Here is a 20,388-nt window from a genome sequence, read left to right as displayed (position 1 = left end):
ACCCGGCACGCTTGGTAGTCCGTGGCATGCTCAAATCCATCCTCACCCTGCTGCCCGTTCTGGTCTTCGCCTCCTGTGCATCCATCGACATGCCGAAGGGCACGAGCCAGGGCTACACCTCGGCACGTCTCGTGGCCAAAGACCCGAAAGCATCCAACGGGTCCGCCACCGAGCAGGCGGTTCACGGGATGATCCAGAATTCGATCGCCGGCACCTTCCGCTCGAAGGGCATGAGGTTCAGCGACGGCAGCTCCGACCTGATCGTCGCCTACCTGGTGATTTATCAGGAACCGGGAATGACCGCCCAGTATGACGACTACTTCGGCTACGGCCGCGGTGCCGAATCGATCACCGACCGCGCCCACGTCCTCGGCACGGTCGAGGGCAAGCGCCCGGACTACTTCGAGCGCGCGGGAATCGTGGTCGACGTGATCGACGCCCGAACCAGCGAGCACATCTACCGCGGCATCGCGACCGGCGACGTGGTTCGCGGCGCCTCGAACAGCACCCGTTCGGCCCGAATCCAGGCGGCGGTCAACGAGGCTCTGGCCGACTTCTTCGGCTGACCATCTTATCAGAAAGGTTCGTCGACCTCGTCGTCCCTCTCATCCCAGTCCGGCTCTTCCCATGAGGAGCCGACCCGCCATTCCTCGACCATCTCCTTCGGAAAGTCGTCGAGGAAGCGAGACGGGCGCTGGATGACATCGCCGGTGTAGCTCTTCGGATTGATCAGCGGATAGCTGAGATAGAGCTCGTCCTTGGCCCGGGTGACGGCGACGTAGAACAGCCGTCGCTCCTCCTCCATCATGTCCTCGTCATCGGCCTCGATGACCCGACCGTTGGGGAACTGGCCCTCGGCGAGCCAGATCACGAACACCGCCTTCCACTCAAGCCCCTTGGCCTGGTGGATCGAGGAAAGCGTGACTTTCTCCGCGTCGAGTTCCGACTTGTCGCCGGTCGGTTCTCCGTCGGCCGACCCGAGCAGCGAAAGCTGGGACAGGAACTCGAGCACGTCATCGAATCCCATGCCGTAGCTCATCAGCTGTTCGATGTCACTACGGCGGTTCTCGTAGTTGTCGTAGCTCGCCCGCAAGTGGTCGTCGTACATCCCCTCGAGGACGCTGTAGACCATGTCGGACGGCTTGGCGAACTCCCCGCCGGGCGTCATCTCGTCGAAAATGTAGCCGAGCTGCTCCCAGTGCTTCGCCGCCTTCTTCGGCACGCCCTTCAGACCGCCAAGGACCTCCGACCACCCGGGCGGCTCGTCCTTGGCCGCCCATCCGGTGGCCAGCCACGCCGACCACAGCTTGTCCGCTCCCTTCGCCCCGATTCCCGGCAGCAGCAGCGCGATCCGCTTGAAGCTCGTCTCGTCCCGCCGGTTGGTGGCGAAGCGCAGGAAGGCCGCGACGTCCTTGATGTGGGCCTGTTCGAAGAACCGGAGACCGCTGGTGATTGCGAAGGGAATCCCGGCCGAGGTAAGCTCCATCTGCAGTTCCAGCGACTGGAAATGCGCCCGGTAGATCACCGCCATTTCCTCCAGCGGCACACCCTCATCCCGAAGCTCGAGCAGGCGTTGGGCAACGAAACGCGCTTGCACGCTGGGATCCTCCAGCGGCACCAGCGCCGGCTTCACTCCGAGCTGGTCCCTGGCCGACCGGAGGTCTTTCTCAAAACGCGACCGGTTCGCCCGGATCGCGGCATTCGAGAGATCGAGGATTTCGGGCACGCTGCGGTAGTTCGTCTCGATCTTGAATACCCGGCAACCCGGGTAGCGCTCGGGAAAACTCAGGATGTTCTCCATGTCGGCGCCACGCCACGAGTAGATCGACTGGGCGTCGTCGCCGACCGCCATCACCGAGCCGCCGTCAGCCGAAAGCAGGTCGATCAGCTCGCACTGCACCGAGTTCGTATCCTGATACTCGTCGACCAGAATGTGCCTGAACCGCTTCCGGTAGAGCGCCAGCAGATCAGGTTGCTCCTTGAGCAGGCGCAGTGTCAGAACCAGCAGGTCGTCGAAGTCGACCGAGTTGGTCTCGAGCTTGCGCTTCGTGTAGCGCTTGTGAACCTCACCGATTTCCTTCTGCCAGTCCTCGAAATACGGATAGCGCGCCTCGATCAGGTCCTTGAGTTCGACCCCGGTGTTCTCGACCAGACTGAACATGGTCGCCAGCACCTCCGACTTCGGGAAACGCCGGACCTTGGTGTCAATGTCCATCGAGCCGACCACCGAACTCAGCAGAGATTTCTGGTCGTCGCGGTCGAGAATCGAAAATGCCGGGGTGAGGCCCAAGTCCTCGGCATGGCGGCGAAGGATCCGGTTTCCGATCGAGTGGAAGGTTCCGCCCCACAGGGCGGAAACGTCGTGCGGCACGAGCTGGCGCACCCGCTCGCTCATTTCCCGAGCCGCCTTGTTGGTGAAGGTAAGCAGCAGGATATGGCGGGCATCGACACCCTGATCGAGCAACCACGCCACGCGGTAGGTCAGCGTGCGCGTCTTCCCCGACCCGGCGCCGGCGATCACCAAGGCCGGCCCCGGAGGTGAGGTCACCGCCGAGAATTGCTCCTCGTTCAGCTCGGCCCGGTAGTCGATCCCCGACTGCGGTGCCCTCGCCTTCCGATGCAGCGTGTAGTCGCGGGCCATGCGGACAACAATAGACGGTCGCGGGCCGCGATCAATGGCGGCTCCGCTCCGCTGCCTCGACCTGATCGGCCGCTTCGTGGACGGTTTCGCCGTCGTCGACCTTGCGGGTGAAGTCGATGAACTTGTTGAGCTCCCGCGCCACGACCGGCATCAGGAAATAGACACCGATCAGGTTCGGGATACTCATGGCGAACAGCGAGGCATCCGAGAAGTCGACCGCGCTCCCCATCGAGGCGGAGGAACCCGCGATGATGATCAGGCAGAAGATCAGCTTGTAGCTCAGATCCACGCCCGGCAGCTTGCCGAACTTGCCGAACAGGAAGCGCCACGCCTGCAGGCCGTAGTAGCTCCACGTGATCAGGGTTGAGAACGCGAAGAGCAGGACGCAGGCGAAGAGAACATACTTGAAGCCCGAATGGACCGTTTCGAAGGCGTTCGAGGTGATCCCGATGCCGAACGCGGTGCTGTTGTTGCTGGCCGCACCCAGTTCGTAGGTATTGCCATTGACGGCGAAGGTTCCGGCATCGCCGTCGAAATACATCGTCGTCACGAGCACCAGCGAGGTCATCGAGCAGACGATCACCGTGTCGATGAACGGCTCGAGCAGGGCGACCACGCCTTCGGAAGCCGGCATCCGCGTCTTCGCCGCCGAGTGCGCGATCGGTGCCGAACCGATGCCGGCCTCGTTCGAGAAAGTCGCCCGCCGCATGCCCCAGATGAAGGCCGCCAGAACGCCACCGGTGACCGCCGCCCGCGGCTTGAAGGCCTCGCGGACGATCTCGTTGATCGCCTCGGGGATGTGGCCGGCATTCACGATCAGGACGATCAGCGCGCTGACCACGTAGACCGCGCACATCATGGGCACGAGCTTCGAGGTCACCCGGGCGATGCTGCGGATGCCGCCGATGATCACCAGCGCCGTGGCGATCGCCACGATGAGTCCGAAGAGCCACTGCTTGTCCGAGAAGTAACTTTGCTCCCCGCCGGTCACGTTGATCAACTGGGCGGTCGCCTGGTTGATCTGGAAAACGTTGCCGCCACCGAAGGATGCGAACACGCAGAAGATCGCGAACAAGATCGCGAGAATCACGCCTACCGGGGCCAGCCCCTTTTCCGCGAATCCTTTCCGGAGGTACTGCATACCGCCGCCGTGGATCTGCCCCTTCTCATCAATCTCCCGGTATTTCACCCCGAGCGTGCACTCGGCGAACTTGGTGGCCATCCCGAGGAAACCGCTCAGAAAGAGCCAGAACGCCACTCCCGGACCGGCGATGCTGATCCCGATCGCCACACCGGCGATGTTCCCAAGACCGACGGTTCCGGAAACGGCCGCCGTCAGGGCCTGGAAGTGGGTGACGTCGCCCGGATCGTCTTTGCGGCTGTACTTGCCCCGGACCGTCCGCACCGCCAGCGGAAACGCCCGGATGTTGATGAACTTGAAGGCGACGGTGAATACCAGACCGGCCGCCGCGAGCCAGAGGATGACCCAGAGGACGTCGTAGCCGGCGATCTCGATACTCGAGAAGATGCTGTTCACGAACCAACCGGTCGCCCACTTGAAGGCCTCGTCGATCTTCTGGTCGAGGGTCTTTCCCGCCGTTTCCTGAGCGAGGAGCGGCAGCTGGAGAGTGATGAAGGCGAGCAGCGAAACGAGCCAGCGGCCAGGGCGGAAAAGCGAAGGTCGGGTCATGTGAGGTTGAAGCTGGCAACTTGCGTGCCAGCCGGCAAGGCAAGAGGGCTCCAGCACCCCGGGGCGGACTATTTCAGCGGCTTCGACTCGAACCGGAGGGTAATCGGAACCCGGGCGATGCTGTCGGCGTCGCCGACCTGCGCCTCGCTGACGAGGGTGCCGTTGAGCCGAAGGACGAGCTCTCCCGGACGCTCCAGATTGACCGTCAGATTGCCGGAAATCAGCCCCTCTGCGCCCACGACGTTGTTCGGTCCCTTGGCCGCTTCGCCGCCACCGCGGATCACCAGTTTCACAAGCGCCTCGCGGCTGCCGTCCGGCAACTTCTTCACGTCGACCAACTCCGCCAGACCGACCGCCACCGAGTTCGGCACGTCCCGGCGCAGCGCCGCCCGCACGAACTGCGGGGTGAACTCCCAGGTCTCGCCGATCTTCACGTGGCGGTTGGGCAGCCAGTTGCGGTTCTCGATCGACGCCATCGCGACCAGTTCGTCGACCTGATCCCCCACCGCGGTCCTCTCGCTGAGCGAAAAGGTCCGGTTTCCTGCGCCCGTCTTGCGACCCAAGGCGATCTTGCCCGCCAGCGGCCCGTCGGTCTTCGACTCCTCACCATTCACCTTGGTCGCGATCTCGTCCCGTTTCATCCGGTAGCGGACGATCCCGCCCAGCGCGTCGTCGGTGAACGTCCGGTCCCACTCCCGCCAGCGGACGACGTCGGCCGTGTGCCGCATCACCTTGCCGTCGACCGTCCGGGTCGTGGTCACGCCCTTGGCGACCGAAATCGTTTCCACCGCCAGCGGCGTTTCCACCGGCGGCTCCTGAAGCGGATAGGTATCCTCCGCCAGACCGAGCCCCATGACCATGACCGGCCCTGCGGCGAGCCTCACCAGCAATCGTGACTTTCCAAGCATGAAGCCGACCTCAGCCGATCCGAGGGTCACAATCAAGCAATCCCGGACTTGATCCGGCGCCCCGGCCACGCTTCCCTTCCGGCGTTCCCCGGAAACGCACGGGTAGCTCAGCGGTAGAGCAACCGGTTTACACCCGGTCGGTCGGCGGTTCGATCCCGTCCCCGTGTACCATCCGGCATCCTTCGGGAGGCTACCCTCCCCGGCCGTCTCCCGAAGCCTGCCTCTCCCGGATCGCTTGGGGTAACGCATCGATCCGGCATTGATCAGGTATTTCTCCCGCAGGGGTTTCGTCGGATCGGGTGTAGGCGAACACCCTCACCAAACGGTTGCGATCGGAGATCATGGGCTCGAAGTGGTGCCCAGCCTTCCCGAGGAAACCTGCTCCGGAAGGCTCCTTCCCGAGCATGGCGCGGTAAACACGGTGCATCCCATCCTCGTCCAGATTCACGACCACGAAAATCGGAATCCCCTTGGAGACGGCATGATCATACTCCTTGCCCGTCCACCGCGAATCGAGGGCATTGGGCGAGAGGAAGAGTAGGAAGGCCTGACTCGAATCCAGGGCTCCGATGATCTCGTCGTGAATGTGCTCGCCCCTCCCGATGTGAGTCTCCGCAAGCCACGGCGAGATTCCGCCATCAATGAGCATCCGCGCGATGCGCATCACATCGTCGTAGTCACGGTGACTGTGCGAGAAGAACACGTCGGCCTCGCCGGGAGCAACACAGTTCTCCAGTGATTCGTCCGCAACGTCGTCCTTGGTGATATTATCCAGCTCCCGATCCCCGACCAACCTGATCGCTCCCCAGAGCACTTCGAGAGTTCTGCGACTTGGAAGACTCGAATAACGAACCTTGGGATTCCGTCCGGCATCCGCAGCCTCGCGGACGTGCTCTAGCAGCATCCGCTCGACCTCCTTCCCTTTCCCCGGACATCCGAGTTTCGCGGCAATCCGGCGACTCGTCATCCACGGCTTCGCAGACGATGCTCCGCAGAGCAGTTTCACGATGGCGTCGACCGTCAGCCCACTCATGTCCCAACCGGATTCGAAGGCCTAGTCGTCCTCGCCCTTCGCCTTGGCACGTTCTTTGAAGAGCTTCGTGTAGTCAGGACTCTTCCCGAGTATCGGCACCTTCAGCTCCCCGAGCAGCTTGCGGATCGCTTTCCAATCCCATTCACGGTCCGGCAAGCCCTTTGGGGAGCTGTCGACATTGCCGCATTGGAAACACAACTCAATGTGGCCCATCGGCTTGCCCGCCTTGTCGAAGAACACGAAACCGTGATGAGGCATGTAACAGAGCGCTCCGGGTTGTCGCTCCCTTGACGACCGCAGCGCAGCCTTCAGGCGCTCCACCTGATCGTCCGACAACTTCGCACCGCCGACGTTGATGATGCCGGGATGCAGTTTCCCGTTCTTCAGCAAGGCGATGTTCCCCTCCTCCTGGGTGTAGTCATAGACGTAAGCCCGGACCTCCCCGATCTCCCGAGGTAACCAACCGGCCGACAAAGGACCGAGGAGTCCCATCAAGGTCAGAATGCGAAGCAGCGTTTTCATCGATGTTCGGATGGAGCAGACTATGCGATGCACGCTCTCCGATTCAAGGCGGAGACCTTCTTGGCGCTTGGGACGGCACGGATTTGTGGGTTTGGGGCACGGGACCTACCGTGCCGCCGCTCACCAGCTTCGCCTTGCTCGAGTTCTTTCGGCGATCGTCCTTGCCCCGGCTGATGTTGTCGGCCCATTTCGCAACGCGATTGATGAAGGGTCGGGAATCCCAGGCGATGTGGGTGATGCTGGGAGAGCACCACTCGAAGAAGTCGGTTGGATCGGTACAGGCCAGCGAGATCCCGTCGGGCGCGGAAATCCCGAGGCGCGAGAGATGCTGCATCACGGCGACACAAAGCGATGGCTGATCGACGATCAACGCCGTGGGCGGCGTGTATTCGAAAAGCGAATCGAGCACTTCACGGAACTCTCCAGGGCGGTCGCCCCAATCGGGCAAGTTGTAGGATCCGGTCGGGACACCGCGTTCCTCAAGTCGGCCGAGGAAATGTTGCTCGAGCAATCCGGGGTTCGGCTTCCGGCGTTCCTCCCGGGTCAGCATCACGATGCGCCTGTGTCCGAGATCGACCAACCGGTCGACCAGCTCGACCATCGCAACACCCTTGTTCGGCGAAATGCTCGCAAGCGGGACCCGGGAGTTGCGGCCGAACAGTGCGAACGCCGGCGTTGGCTGCTCGGCGAACCACTCGAGAACCCGCCGCGAACCTGCCATCACGACCCAGGCATCGGCCTCAATGCCTCGGACGAATCGCTCAATCGATTCAGGCTCCATGCCCAACTGGCGCATCGACTTCTCCGCAAAGACGGCCTCGTGACCCACCGCGATCAGCCGGTGCAGCAGATCCACCATGTAACTCGCCTTCCGATCCGACTCCTCGTAGAGAAGGATCGCCACCCGCAGGGCGCGGGGCCGGATGACCTCCTCCGAGAGCACGATCCGGTGCCTGCGACCCGCGCCCTCGGCAACGAGCAGCCCCTCTTTCAGAAGCCGCCGCGTGGCCTCTTCCACCGTCCACTGACTGCACCCCAACTCTTCAGCGAGCCGCTTCCTGCCGGGCAGTTTCCCCCGCCAGTGCCCCTCCAGCAAACTCTCGCGCAGCCGATCGCTGACCTGATCGGTGACCGAGGAAAAACCCTTGCCACTCATTGACCAAACCTGCCCGTAGAGCAGGCAGGTTGACAAGAAGATTGCCGTTTGAAGGAGGGGGCCAGCCCGGTGTTCCCTCCCGCCTTGAATCGGAACGCGACGACGACCGGATCCGAGCCGGTTCGGCGACGCGGGACCGGCCTCGGAAGAGCCGGCCAGCGCCCGGTTCATCTCCACCGAAAACACCCTTTCACTGCGGCCCTTTGGCGGGGCCGCAGTTTCCATATCCAACGATGAGATCCAGATACCCGCTTTCCCTCGCCCTGCTCGGCCTTGCCGCCGCGCTCCCGGCCCAGGCCGAGATCTACACGCTGCCCGACATCGTCCGCCCGTCCGGCGAAGGAGTCGTGGACATCCACTACAACTTCAATCCGAACAGCGGCTGGTCCGGAACGCCGCCGAACGCGATATCCGACGAGGAGTCGGTCTACCTGAGGTTCACCGTATCGTGGACCGCGGCCGCCAACATCGGATCCTTCCAAGTCGGATACAATGCCGGTGACAACGGCAGCGCCGGGCGATGGGACGTGCGAACCGAGGGATCCGGATTCTCTTTCTACACGGCCAACGCAAGCAGCGACCTCGACGGCCCCAACGGTCCGGGCACAGCCAAGCCAGGCATTGATGCCGTAGACACGAACACGATCACCTCCGCTACATTCGTCCTCAAGGCCGATCAGGTGCAGGCCGGCATTTCGCCCGCCGACTACCCCGACCAGAACAACTCGCTGAAGGATCGGTGGTATGCCGACTTCACAACTCCGGGAGCCCAGGACGAAGCCTGCGGATTTCTCTACATCAATCCGAATCTGGGCGCGCCGGAGTCAGGCCAGACCACCAAGTGGGCGGCGTGGCGTAGCGGAAACGCGTCCTATCAGAGCGTCTCTTTCCGAACCGACACAGCCGACACCGATCTGACCTTCTCGAACATCGCGATCTACACCGGCGATGACACCCCGTTCGCGACCTCGACCGGCATCGTCGACGCCGGGACTTCGACCGTTTCGGCATCGCCGTCAGCGGTGCCGGCCGACGACACCACGACCTCGACAGTCACGGTCACCCTGAAGGACGCCGGCGGCACTCCGGTCTCGGGCAAAGAGGTGTCCCTCTCAGGTGATGCCAGCGCGACGATCGCCACCAGCGACAACATCAGTGATGCCAGCGGTGTGGTAAGCTTCACGGTCAAGTCGGGCGCCGTCGGGACGGAAACATTCACCGCTACGGATGTGACCGACAGCAATCTGGTGATCACCGAAACCGCCAGCGTGGACTTCGAAGAAGTCGTGATGGTCGGGCCGGTGGATGCAGGGAATTCCTCCGTGGTGGCGTCGCCAACCGATGTTCCGGCCAACGGAGTCACTCCATCGACGGTGACGGTCACCCTGCGTGATGCCAGCGGATTGCTGGTCGTCGGCGAAGACGTCACCCTCAGCGGAACTCCGTCGGGCGCGACCATCAGCCCTTCCCCCACCCTGGCCACGGACGTTAACGGCGAAGCGGCGTTCACCGTAAGCTCCGGCACCATCGGCAGTGTGGACTTCAGCGCGACCTCATCAACGGACAACATCACCGTCACCCAGACCGCAGCCGTGAACTTCACCGACCCGCAGGACGCGGAGTCGTTCAACGTGAACTTCCTCGACGAAGGCCAGGCCGACTCGACCGGACTCGTCGGCGTGGTCGGGGATCCGGGTGAAACGTGGAACCAAGGCACGACCTCGGTCAGCAGCCTGGTCGACACCACCGGCACCGTGACTTCCTCGGTCAGCGTGTCGGGACTCGGCGGCGACGGCCGCACGCTCAACGCCGACCTGAACCTGTTCGACGGCGTACGAAATCTCTTCGGAAAAGGCGACGACGTCACCATTTCCATCACCGGCCTGACGCCCGACGCCGCGTACGACATCTACATCTACTCGCTCAGCCACAACGCCTCGCCATGGGGCGACATCACCAACAGCGAGCGGGGCGCGGGAGACTTCGTGACGACCAACACGGTTCTCGGAAACGGCCAATCGCAGTTCCTCGACAACGCCACGCCCGGGACCAGCGATGACGTCTTCGTGCCCAACGGCAATTACGTTTCGTTCGAGTCGATCGTCGCGGACGGATCGGGCGACATCTCGATCCTGGTCGACGCCTACGACGGCGACGGAGATCGCGGATCCGCCAGCACCCGGCTTCACGTCAACGCGCTGCAGATTCGTCCCGCCAGCGGCATGAGCGCCGACTACACGGCGTGGCGCGACGCCTACTACCCCGGCCTCGGACTACCGGATGAGGACGACGACGGGGACAAGCTGAGCAACGACTACGAGCGCACCTTCGGACTCGACCCGACGGACGGGACGTCTTCGAACCCCTACTCCGCACCTTTCGATCCCGCCACCGGGTCCTTCGGATACAGCCGGCGCACCCCATCCCTCGCCAACATGAACTACAAGGTCTGGTACACCACTGACCTCGAAACTTGGTTAGAGGACAATGCGGCCTATCAGGCGGTCTCGTCGGCGAGCGACGACGTCGAACTCACGGACGTCACGATCGACCCGAACCTGCTCGCCGAACCCCGGTTGTTCATCCAGGTCCGATCCACAGCCGTGACCGGAGTCGATCCCGAACCGTCGCTCGTCAATCTTTGGGGCTCAGGAAACACGATCACGCTTCTGTTCTCCGAGCCGATGAACGCGTCTTCCGCCTCCAACCCGTCCAATTACTCGGTAACACAGGATGGCGTCGGTGACCTCAGCGTGACGGGGGCGACAATCAGCAGCGACGGCGGCAGCGTTACGCTGACCCTCGGCTCGACGCTCGGCATCGACACCGGCTACACGGTCGATATCGACGGAGTCACCAGCGGCACCGGCCAGTCGCTCGGTCTGGTCAACCGCCAGTTCACCACTTGGGACGACGACCCGACCGGCATCAAGGTCTTCATCCTCGCCGGCCAATCCAACATGGTCGGCTTCGGCAATGTGGAAGACGGGAACACCGGTCCGGGCGCGCTGGGCAGCCTGCGCTACCTCGCGGTGAACAACGGCAGCTACCCCGAGTATGACTACACCTCGCTTCTCGACGACCCCGGCCAACCGGCCACCAGCACGTTCCGCAATCGCAGCGACGTCAAAGTCTGGTGGCGGGAGGGAGGCAACGGCAACCTTGGCGGGCCGATCAGCAAAGGCGACCTCGGCCCTCCCTACAAGGGACGCGACAGTGGCAAGATCGGTCCTGAATTCGGCTTTGGTCAGATCCTCGGCGACTTCTATCCATCGAACGACGTGCTGGTGATCAAGTGCGCGTGGGGCGGTCGCGACCTCGCCGAGAAATTCCGTCCGCCGAGCGCCGTGGCCGACCGCGGCGGCCAGGTCGGTGATTTCTACAGCGCGATCATCGACTACACCCGCGAGGTGCTCACGAACCTCGGAACCGAATTCCCGGAGTGGTCCGGACAGGGCTATGAGATCGTCGGTTTCGGCTGGCACCAGGGCTACAACGACCGGATCAGCGGACCGTTCTCCGCGGAGTACAAGGACAATCTTCCGGACTTGGTCGAGGACCTCCGGACGGTCTTCAACAAGCCGAACATGCCGTTTGTCGTCGCCAGCACCGGGATGGCTACCGGCCCTGCGGAAGCGCCCCCCTACACCGGCTACTCCGAGGTTGAGAGGGCCCAGCTCTGGGTGGCAGGCGTGACCCAGCCCGCCGCCGTTCTCAGCACCGATACCCGCCCGTTCTGGCGGGACCCGGCGGACTCTCCCGCGACTTCGGGCCAAGGCTTCCACTGGAACCACAACGCCGAGACGTTGTTCCTCATCGGCAAGGCGATGGGCGACAACATGGTCACCCTCCTGACACCCTGACCAACCCCCTGCGGATCGGGCGAAAAGCACTTCCCGGTCGATGGACCGGAAGCGCTTGCGCGTATCTGACCCCATCCAATTCTGCGACAGACATTGCCTGATGATGCCACCCAAGAAACGCCTGATGACTCCCGCGCTGGCCCTGTTCGCTCTCGCATTCGCTCCGCTCCGCGCAGCCGAGCCGATGCCATGGGAGAACCCCGCCTACGAGACCACCATCCGCGCGACCCAGGCCGAGTCTCGCCCTGGTCCTGACGAGGCCCCGAAGAGCTGGAACCTGTGGATGAAGCATCACGAGGACCGCAAGCGCTGGTGCACCGAGAAACCGGTCGACCTGCTGATGGTCGGCGATTCGATCGTCTTCCAGTGGTCCCGCCGCGGAAAGAAGGTGTGGGACGAGTTCTACGGCGACCGCAATGCTGTGAACATCGGGTCGAGTGGCGACCGGACTTACCACATGCTCTGGCATTTCCAGCATGGCGGCCTCGACGGCATGAAGGAGCGTAATCCGAAGCTTGTGGTGGTAATGATCGGCACCAACAACCGCGGGATACCCGAACTGCACGGCTACGACACCGCCTACGGCATCCTCGCCCTGCTCAAGGAGATCCACGCCAAGCTTCCGGAGTCGAAGATCCTCCTGATGCCGATATTCCCCCGAGGCGACACACCCGGGGACCAGGGCCGGATGCGCAACGAGGAAATCAACAAGATCATCCATGGCTACGTCGACAACCAGACGGTCCACTGGCTCGACATCGGACACGTCTTTCTCGACGAGAATGGCACGCTGAACCGCGACCTGATGCCCGACCGGTTGCACCCGAACGAGGAAGGCTACCGTGCCTGGGCGAAGGCGATGGAACCCACTATCCGCAAGCTTCTCGGAGAAACGGAGACCGAGTGAAGCAGAAGCCCGAGCGATCACATTCACCCTCGAACGAACTCATGAAAACCACCTTACCCATCGCGCTCTTCGGCCTGCTGTCTTGCGGCCCGCTGATCGCCGCTCCGCCGGTCCTTCCGAATCCCGACTTCACCAAGGGAGAACCGATCCCGGAGGGCGCGACCAAGGACTGGACCCTCGGTGCCGCGGGCGCCCGCGGCTGGATGCACACGCATCGTCTGGCGACGATCCAGGCCCGTCAGGTTTACATCACGAAGGTGGCACCGGGGTCGCCCGCCGATGGTGTGCTGCAGACTGGCGACGTGCTTCTCGGAGTTGCAGGAAAACCCTTCTCCTACGACCCGCGCGAGGAGATCGGCGAGGCATTGACTGCCGCCGAGGCCGGCGATGGCAAGCTGGCCGTGGCCCGCTGGCGGGCGGGCGAGACCGAAACGGTTAGTGTCGAGTTGCCGGTACTTGGCAGCTACAGTCCGACCGCTCCTTACGACTGCGAGAAGTCGAAACGGATCCTCGAGCAAAGCTCCGAGGAGCTCGCGAAACGGATGGCAGAGCCGGACTACGGGCAGAACGCGATCACCCGCTCGCTCAATGCGCTCGGCCTGCTTGCCACCGGCGATCCGAAATACTTCCCGGTAATCAAGAAGGAGGCCGAATGGGCGGCGGAGTTCTCAACCGGCCATATGGCGTCGTGGTGGTATGGTTACACCCTCGTCTTCCTCTCGGAATATGTCATGGCCACCGGTGACGAGTCGATCCTCCCCGGCTTGCGCCGGATCGCGATGGAGACGGCGAATGGCCAGAGCAGCGTCGGCTCTTGGGGTCACAAGTTCGCCCGTCCGGACGGACGACTCTACGGCTACGGAATGATGAATTCACCGGGCGTGGTCCTGACCATCGGTCTGGTGCTTGCCCGCGAGGCAGGTGTCAAAGACCCGGAAGTAACCGAGGCGATCGACCGCAGCGTCCGGTTGCTGCGATTCTACATCGGCAAGGGCTCGGTTCCTTACGGCGACCACGCACCCTACATGGCGGGCCACGAGGACAACGGAAAGTGTGGCATGAGCGCGGTGCTGTTCGATTTCCTCGGAGACGAGGAAGGCGCGGGCTTCTTCGGCAAAATGAGCACCGCCGCCCACGGCAGCGAGCGCGACGAGGGACACACCGGCAACTACTTCAACATCACCTGGGCGATGCCCGGGGTTTCGCGCTGCGGACCCAACGCGACCGGCGCATGGATGGAGGAATTCGGTGCCTGGTATTTCGATCTCGCCCGCGATGCGAATGGAGCCTTCCCGCACCAGGGCGCACCGAAGTCCAGTGGTGACTCCTATAAGAACTGGGACGCGACCGGCATGTATCTGATCGCTTACGCGATGCCTCGAAAGGCGCTCCGGCTCACCGGCAGGAAGCCGTCGCCGGTCCCGGCACTCGATTCCAAGGAGGCTCACCGGGTCGTTCTCGACGGGCGTGGATTCAGCACCACCAACCCGACCGGAGCCTACAATGAACTTCCTCCGGACATGCTGCTCGAACGCCTGCGGAGCTGGTCGCCCATCGTCCGGGAACGGGCCAGCCATGCGATCGGCCGGAGGAAGGACATGCCGGTTGAACCTGTCATCCAATTGCTCGACGCACCCTCCGTGGAAGCGCGGCTCGGTGCCTGTCAGGCACTTGCCAAACTCGGCGGTCGGGGAGAACCAGCCGTGCCGAAGCTCCGCGAGCTGTTGAAGTCGGATGACATGTGGCTGCGGGTGCAGGCGGCCGAGGCACTGTCGGCAATCGGCCAGCCGGCAATGGCCGCCGTGCCGGATCTGCTCAAGATGATCGCCAAGGGCCCTACCCCCGAAGATCCGCGGGCGATGGAACAACGCTTCCTTGCCCAATCCCTGTTCAACACCCGCAGCGGGCTGCTGGGCCGATCGCTGGAGGGCGTCGACCGCGAACAACTCCTCGAAGCGGTCCGCTCCGGCCTGCATAACGAGGACGGCCGCACTCGCGGCGCCTTCTCAAGCGTCTACTCCAATCTGTCCTTCGAGGAACTCGAACCGCTTCTACCGGCGATCCATCGGGCGATCGTCGAGAAATCACCGAGCGGCATCATGTTCGACGGGCAGATCCAGGCCGCCGGCCTCGATCTCTTCAGCAAGCATCACGTCAGCGAGGGCATCGAACTGACCGCCGACTACGTGCGTCTGATGAAGCCCCACGGCAGCCAGAAGCAGATCGAAAAGGTCCTGGCGATGCTCAAGCGCTACGGTGCCCACGCCCAACGCGCCATCCCCCTTCTCGAAAAGGCGATCTACTACTTCGAGAACGAGGAGCAGGACTTCCCGAAGAAGCTGAGTCTCGAGAAGGCCGAGAAAGTCCGCGTCGCCATCGGCGAAATCCGGGCCATGACCGAGAAGCCGGAACTTCGCGAGCTAAACCTCTGAGACCAATAAGGGGAGCGGCTTTACAAGCCGCCGCGCAACTCCCAACCAGCGTCAGGGCTCTCGCCGCTCTCCCTCCGGTTGCGACTCCGAAGCGGCAGCGGGTTCTTCAGCGGAGACTTGTTCGGCAATCTGCGACGGGGTGGGCACTGGAAAGAATTCAGTCGCGGCCAATCCACGCCGATTCCTCGCGATACCGAATAGCAACACTGCCAATCCGAGCAGCATCATCGCATAGCTCACCCCCACCCCACTCTTCAGTATGAGAAGCTCAGTCTCAAATGAGGGCTGGGGACCACCACCCTCGACGATTGAGTCCCGAATGGTTCGATCGAGTTTCACTTCGTAAACGAGCATACCGATACGAAGGGCGACGGCGGCAAGGCAGACTAAGATCCCGATCACGAAGAGCGGGCGAGCGGTCCTGCGGTGATCGGCTCTTCTCATCGACCGCTTCGCTTTGGCCTCACTCCGAGGCCCGGTGCATCTTCTCGCGGATGGTGTCGCGGAGGGCTTCGGAATCGTCGAGTTCGTCGGTTCGGAGGCTCATACCGCCGTCGGTGCCGAGCTGGCGTTGGACAACTTCCTCGGCGTCGGCGAGGGCCTTGTCGAATTCCTCGAGCGCCATGTAGACGCGCGCGCGGGCGCGAAGATGGTAGAGGCTGTATTTCGGTGCTTTGAGCGGGCGTCCGCGATCATCGACGGCGGTCGGATCGAAGGGCGGCGCCAAGGCGAGGATTCGACTCTTGGCGGCATCGAGATTGCCGTTCTCGAGCAGATCGCCGACCGCAGCCTCGTCCGCAGCCTCGACCACGTTGATCAAGGTGGCAGGCCCCTTTCCGCTCTGCTTGGCGAGGCCGGAGAGCATCACGATGACGCGGCCGTCCTTGTTGAGCAGCACGCTATTGATCTGGTCGTCCTCGGACAGGATTCCGAGCCGTTGGACCAACGGGTTGTCGGGGCCGTCGGGGACGATCAACACCGGACTCGGAGCGCCCTTGTCGCCAAAGCCGGCTTTGACCGACTCCGCATCGCCACCGAAGGCCGCATGGTAGACCTTCAGGTCCTCATTGGGTCGAGCGGCGGCGAACTCGGCAAGCTGCCTCAACAAGCGGTCCGGAGACGGCGGCAGTCCGTCATCACGCTTGCTGTTCCAAGGTCCGGGTTGCGAGAAGATGATCGCGGTCCAATCGCTATCGAGATCCTCCGGGATTCGGAGCGTTCCTCCGTCCTCAGTCCGCAACTCGGTTTTCACCATGCGTCGGGCTTCCTCCGGGTCGCCGATGGTCTGGAAATAGTTCTCCCGCCGCCCGTATGACCAGCCGGCCGTGAACGGGACCTGGAACAGCCAATAGTCGTGGTAGCGGTCGAGCAGGAAAGCCGCGTAGGTCCACATCATCGGATTCTCGGTGTGATCCTTGAGAATGATCGTGCGGTAGTCCTCGAAGCGCTTGCGGTCCGCCACGTCGAGCGCCAGCAGCGACGCCGCAGCCAGCACCGGGCCGGTTGCGGCTTCACCTCCGCCGTCCGCCACGAACTTGTCGAGGATTGCTCCCGTATCCGCGTCCGGATCGCGCAGCGCCTCGCGAGCGGCGCACAGGCGGGCAACCGTGTCGCAACCCGACGGATAGCCGGCTTCCAGCGCGACCTTGGCTTCGGCGATGGCCTCCTCCAGTTTCCCAAGGTCTGCATCGGACTTCCACAAACCGAGCAAGGCAACCATCAGGCGGTTGCGCACGATCCAGAGATCCGGCGCGTTCGGGTGAACAGCGATCGCCTTACGACAGAGCTGGACAGCTTTCGCATAAGCTGAGCGAGCATCCGCGTGGCTGAGCCGGTAGCGAACTGGCGGAGCGACAAGGCTGCCCTGGATCGCGCGCAGCGTTTCCTCCGGCACGCAGGCGCCGGTCCGGCTCAGGGGACCGGCACCGGCCCCCTTCAATTCCGGCGGCCGGGTCGGATCGATGCCGCCCTCAGGATCGAGCACGAGAAAATCACCTGCCATCAGCGATGAGAGGTGCGCGACGTAGCGCGGCTGCGTCCAACTGCGCGCCAGCGACGAACCGAACATGCGCCCGTAGTCGGGATCGCCATCCGAAGTCCTCTTCTGCCGGGTCGTGCCGGACATGATCAACGCCGTCTGCCCGGTCGGGCTGATGGTCAAGATCCTCGGGTCGACCCGCACGTAGGCATCATAGATCGGGTTCTCGCGGCCGTCGGGCAAGTGCAGCACCTGCCAGTCGGCGCCCAAGCCACGCACGATCGATTCACCGGCGTCGGGGAGCCCATCAAGATTCACGCTGATCAGCTCAAGCCGCCCGGTCAGTGAATCCTTGTTTTCCTTGGCGGCGGCTGCGAGCCCCTTGATGAGATCCTCGCCTCCATCTTCCTTCGACCAGAAGACGAGCATCGTCGAACGCCCGAGCGCGTCCATCGGGAAGCGGAGCGACTTGCCGTCCGGCCGCTTGAAAGTGCCGGTGAACGGCGCGCCGAAAACCTGCCCGCCGAGCTTGTCGCGCTGGAAGGAGATCATCTCGAGATCACCGGCGAAGCGTTCCTCGATCATCGTCTGGAGATCGGCCACCAGCTTGCTGTCGCCCAACTCGAGCGCCATCACCATTGCGAGCCGCAGCACCTTCGCCGCAACCGGCGTTTCGAGGTAGCGGTCGACAAAAGGCCGCAGCGCTTCGGCGCGCGTCTCGTTGTCGGCGCCCTGCTTCGCCAGTTCCGCCTGCGACATCAGCAGGTCGGCCTCGAGGCGCAGCTCAGCGAATTCCTCCGGCGCCTTGACCAGCTCGGCGCAGGTCGCGAGCAGCGCCTTGCGGTGCTCCGCATCGTCATCGAGCGCGATGAGCCGCTGCTGCGCGCGGAAGATCAGTTCGAGCACCGGGAAACGCCCCGGCGACTCCCCTTGCTCCCCAAGCAACTTCTCCGCATCGCGAATCACCCGCCGGACCGCCAGCCGCTGACGCGCTTCCGAGGACCCTTCCTTCGCCGCCTCCAGCGCCTTGTCCAACTCGGCGACGGCTTCCTTCGGAACCGCCGCGTCCTGCGCCGCCGCACTCGGGACCATCAGCCCCAATGCCGCCACACCCATTACGCCCAGTGACAGCGAGCGGAAGGTCTTGAAAATCGTTCTCATCATCGTCTCAGCACAGGTCCGAATCCATCTCGCATCCATTTGAGGTTACCCTCCAATCACTTCACCGGCTTGAGTTGCCAGTGCTTGATGCTCACGCCGCGGTTCGGCGTGCGGGCGGTGACGCTGATCATGTTCCGCCCCTCGCTGAGTTTCACCCTGATCGGCTCGGAACTTTCCCACATGCCCTTCGTGTACGGCATCGCGAATGGCCCTGGCTCGTCGCGGTTGATCCGCACCAGCACTTCGAGGTCCGGAGAAACGGTGGCAGCCAACGCGGTGAGTTCGTATTCACCCTCGACCGGAACCTCGATGCGGTACTTGAACAACTCCGGCCGCTGCCCGAGCCGACTGTAGTGAAGCTGGTAGCCCTCGTCCCAGCTCTTGAGGAAAAGGATCCGGTCCGAACTCTTGCGCGGAGAGTAGGCCGCCACCGCCGGCAGGGTAATCGTGCCGTCATCCGACACCGTGACTTCCTTGAACTCATCCGGAATCTCGATGTCCTCGCCTTCCTCGTCGCCGATCAGATCGTCCGACTCGCCGAGCTTCATGCCCCCGACCAGCTCGAGTGCCTTGACCTTGGCCTCCTTGACCATCAGCTGCTTCTTGACGAAGGCGAGACTGTTCCAGAAGCCGCCGTTCTTGCCGTAGTTCGAGTTCGAGAGGGCGGTATCGGGCTCGGCAAACGCGTCGGCGATCCACTGCGCCCGGCGGACCAACTGATAGTCGTCGAACTCGCGGGCTTGGGAATCGAGCAGGAAGTCGAGGCCGCCCCATGGACCGCAGTAGGCCACGGACCACCACGCCCCGAGGCAGATCACCCAGCCGTCGGGCGTCCAGTGATTCATCGCGCCATGGGCGGTCTGGGTGGACTGACGCGAGGGAATCCCGAAGGCCCGGGTTGAGAAGCGTCCGTAGTAGGCGCGGCGACCGCAGATGCCGCCGAGAGCGATGTGTTGCTGTGCGGGGGTTCCCAGCGAGGGATCCGTGGTCGGACTGCAATAGGGCACGTCGCTCTTCACGATGCGGATGTAGCGCCACTTGTAGTCGTCGGTGGTGATGTGGTCCGGTCGGTAAATGCGCAGCATCTGGCGGAACCACGCGAGGTCCTCGTTACTATAACCGTCGTTGGCGACGTAACGACACTCCCACGTGTTGAGATCCGGGAAGGCGGGATCCAGTTCGCCGTCGAGAAAGGCTTTCTCGTAATGAAGGTAGCGGGGCACCTGTTCGATGCCGGAGTTGGCATTGAAGAGGATGCCGTGAATGCCGGCCTTGCCATCCGCACCGCCCGAGCCTTCCGCATTGAGCCACGGCATCTGGATGGCCATGCCAAGCGCAAGCCTGTGGAAGATGGTGCCGCGCTCGCGGGCCCGTTCGCTCGCTTCGAGGATGGCGGTGTAAACCTCCATCATCTCACCGTACTCGCCGCCGTTGGCGCCGCCCGCTTCGAGCACCTGACGCATCAATTCCTCGTCGCCGAAGAATGTCTCCAAAAGCTTCTCCTGCTCCACACCCTTCTGGGCGAACTCGGCGAGCCCGCGTGGAGTGCCGTGGGTGAGCACCGCGATCCGCATCAGCTTCGCATCAAGGGCATCCGAGGAAAGGACCGGCGCGAGTTCGGCCAGCAAGTCCGCTCCGATCTCCATCGATTCGCTATCGATTTGCTCCTTCAGCTCGTCGTGGGCCTTCTTCTCGGCAGGTGGAGTGTCATCGCCCACGCTCTTCAGCCCGTCCCACTTGCTTCGGACTTCGAGAAAGCGGGCCTTCTTCGCTTCGTCGAGCTCTGGCAGGGCCGAGATCACCTCGTCGCGAAGCCCTTCCAGTTCCTCCGTGTATTTCTCCTCGAGCTCCTTGCCACGGGAGCTGAGCGGGAGCTCTGCCTGCTTTGCGGCGTGTGCCAGCGGGCTCAGGGATCCGGCGATTACCAGCGCGGTCACCGGGGAAAGGAGAGTTCGGGTCTTCATGGTGCGATCGTCAAAGCACACAAACGCCTCAGGCCCGATTCCTCTTTCGGAGCGGGCCGGAGCACCTGCCGGATCCCGCAATTGCACTGCTTTTGGCCGGAAAAGCGCGCCTATGGCCAGCCATTCGGCGAGC

12 protein-coding genes and 1 tRNA gene are annotated in these 20,388 nt (G+C 63.3%); 5 read left to right on the top strand and 8 right to left on the bottom strand.

The window, feature by feature from the left end; genetic code table 11:
* Nucleotides 1-26 precede the first annotated feature (26 nt).
* Nucleotides 27-566, top strand: a complete 540-nt coding sequence (locus HAHE_RS14955) for a DUF4136 domain-containing protein (protein WP_338685537.1) — start codon at nucleotides 27-29, stop codon at nucleotides 564-566.
* A gap of 8 nt (nucleotides 567-574) precedes the next feature.
* Here the strand turns inward: HAHE_RS14955 and HAHE_RS14950 are convergent, their stop codons facing one another.
* The 3 genes from HAHE_RS14950 to HAHE_RS14940 form a co-directional block, all read right to left on the bottom strand.
* The gene (locus HAHE_RS14950) at nucleotides 575-2,641 is read right to left on the bottom strand and encodes an ATP-dependent helicase (RefSeq protein ID WP_338685536.1); all 2,067 of its coding nucleotides are present in this window, start codon (nucleotides 2,639-2,641) and stop codon (nucleotides 575-577) included.
* Nucleotides 2,642-2,672: 31 nt separating this feature from the next.
* Complete coding sequence (locus HAHE_RS14945) at nucleotides 2,673-4,331, bottom strand: alanine/glycine:cation symporter family protein (RefSeq protein ID WP_338685534.1); 1,659 nt, start codon at nucleotides 4,329-4,331, stop codon at nucleotides 2,673-2,675.
* 68 nt (nucleotides 4,332-4,399) lie between these two features.
* Nucleotides 4,400-5,275, bottom strand: coding sequence for a hypothetical protein (locus tag HAHE_RS14940; RefSeq protein WP_338685532.1), 876 nt, complete (start codon nucleotides 5,273-5,275; stop codon nucleotides 4,400-4,402).
* Between the two features lie 60 nt (nucleotides 5,276-5,335).
* Here HAHE_RS14940 and HAHE_RS14935 point away from each other — a divergent pair.
* Nucleotides 5,336-5,410: transfer RNA gene (locus HAHE_RS14935), tRNA-Val, on the top strand.
* 19 nt (nucleotides 5,411-5,429) lie between these two features.
* Here the strand turns inward: HAHE_RS14935 and HAHE_RS14930 are convergent.
* Genes HAHE_RS14930 through HAHE_RS14920 form a run of 3 tightly spaced genes read right to left on the bottom strand, consistent with a single transcriptional unit; the run spans nucleotide 5,430 to nucleotide 7,986 of the window.
* Nucleotides 5,430-6,272: a toll/interleukin-1 receptor domain-containing protein gene (locus tag HAHE_RS14930; RefSeq protein ID WP_338685530.1), complete on the bottom strand. Its 843-nt coding sequence runs from the start codon at nucleotides 6,270-6,272 to the stop codon at nucleotides 5,430-5,432.
* A gap of 21 nt (nucleotides 6,273-6,293) precedes the next feature.
* Entirely contained in the window at nucleotides 6,294-6,794 is a 501-nt protein-coding gene (locus tag HAHE_RS14925; protein WP_338685528.1) for a hypothetical protein, read from the bottom strand.
* 43 nt (nucleotides 6,795-6,837) lie between these two features.
* Nucleotides 6,838-7,986: a substrate-binding domain-containing protein gene (locus HAHE_RS14920; RefSeq protein WP_338685527.1), complete on the bottom strand. Its 1,149-nt coding sequence runs from the start codon at nucleotides 7,984-7,986 to the stop codon at nucleotides 6,838-6,840.
* 197 nt (nucleotides 7,987-8,183) lie between these two features.
* Between HAHE_RS14920 and HAHE_RS14915 the strand changes: the two genes are divergently transcribed.
* The 3 genes from HAHE_RS14915 to HAHE_RS14905 all read left to right on the top strand — a co-directional run bounded on the left by HAHE_RS14915 (nucleotide 8,184) and on the right by HAHE_RS14905 (nucleotide 15,152).
* Complete coding sequence (locus HAHE_RS14915; RefSeq protein ID WP_338685526.1) at nucleotides 8,184-11,813, top strand: Ig-like domain-containing protein; 3,630 nt, start codon at nucleotides 8,184-8,186, stop codon at nucleotides 11,811-11,813.
* Nucleotides 11,814-11,913: 100 nt separating this feature from the next.
* Complete coding sequence (locus HAHE_RS14910) at nucleotides 11,914-12,720, top strand: GDSL-type esterase/lipase family protein (protein ID WP_338685525.1); 807 nt, start codon at nucleotides 11,914-11,916, stop codon at nucleotides 12,718-12,720.
* A 41-nt stretch (nucleotides 12,721-12,761) separates the two neighbouring features.
* Nucleotides 12,762-15,152, top strand: a complete 2,391-nt coding sequence (locus HAHE_RS14905; RefSeq protein WP_338685523.1) for a DUF6288 domain-containing protein — start codon at nucleotides 12,762-12,764, stop codon at nucleotides 15,150-15,152.
* Between the two features lie 463 nt (nucleotides 15,153-15,615).
* Here the strand turns inward: HAHE_RS14905 and HAHE_RS14900 are convergent, their stop codons facing one another.
* Both HAHE_RS14900 and HAHE_RS14895 read right to left on the bottom strand, forming a co-directional pair.
* Complete coding sequence (locus tag HAHE_RS14900; RefSeq protein WP_338685521.1) at nucleotides 15,616-18,294, bottom strand: hypothetical protein; 2,679 nt, start codon at nucleotides 18,292-18,294, stop codon at nucleotides 15,616-15,618.
* A 53-nt stretch (nucleotides 18,295-18,347) separates the two neighbouring features.
* Entirely contained in the window at nucleotides 18,348-20,255 is a 1,908-nt protein-coding gene (locus HAHE_RS14895) for a hypothetical protein (RefSeq protein WP_338685520.1), read from the bottom strand.
* Between the last annotated feature and the right edge of the window lie 133 nt (nucleotides 20,256-20,388).

It is taken from the genome of Haloferula helveola, from assembly GCF_037076345.1.
Taxonomy (GTDB): domain Bacteria; phylum Verrucomicrobiota; class Verrucomicrobiia; order Verrucomicrobiales; family Akkermansiaceae; genus Haloferula; species Haloferula helveola.
Note: the sequence above shows the minus strand (reverse complement) of the source record. Positions and strands in the feature narration are given on the sequence as shown.

Bases quoted from the DNA above. Each gene is read 5' to 3' on its own strand.
- HAHE_RS14955 (WP_338685537.1), top strand. From the start codon at position 27: ATGCTCAAATCCATCCTCACCCTGCTGCCCGTTCTGGTCTTCGCCTCC.
- HAHE_RS14950 (WP_338685536.1), bottom strand. From the start codon at position 2,641: ATGGCCCGCGACTACACGCTGCATCGGAAGGCGAGGGCACCGCAGTCG.
- HAHE_RS14945 (WP_338685534.1), bottom strand. From the start codon at position 4,331: ATGACCCGACCTTCGCTTTTCCGCCCTGGCCGCTGGCTCGTTTCGCTG.
- HAHE_RS14930 (WP_338685530.1), bottom strand. From the start codon at position 6,272: ATGAGTGGGCTGACGGTCGACGCCATCGTGAAACTGCTCTGCGGAGCA.
- HAHE_RS14925 (WP_338685528.1), bottom strand. From the start codon at position 6,794: ATGAAAACGCTGCTTCGCATTCTGACCTTGATGGGACTCCTCGGTCCT.
- HAHE_RS14915 (WP_338685526.1), top strand. From the start codon at position 8,184: ATGAGATCCAGATACCCGCTTTCCCTCGCCCTGCTCGGCCTTGCCGCC.
- HAHE_RS14910 (WP_338685525.1), top strand. From the start codon at position 11,914: ATGATGCCACCCAAGAAACGCCTGATGACTCCCGCGCTGGCCCTGTTC.
- HAHE_RS14905 (WP_338685523.1), top strand. From the start codon at position 12,762: ATGAAAACCACCTTACCCATCGCGCTCTTCGGCCTGCTGTCTTGCGGC.
- HAHE_RS14900 (WP_338685521.1), bottom strand. From the start codon at position 18,294: ATGATGAGAACGATTTTCAAGACCTTCCGCTCGCTGTCACTGGGCGTA.
- HAHE_RS14895 (WP_338685520.1), bottom strand. From the start codon at position 20,255: ATGAAGACCCGAACTCTCCTTTCCCCGGTGACCGCGCTGGTAATCGCC.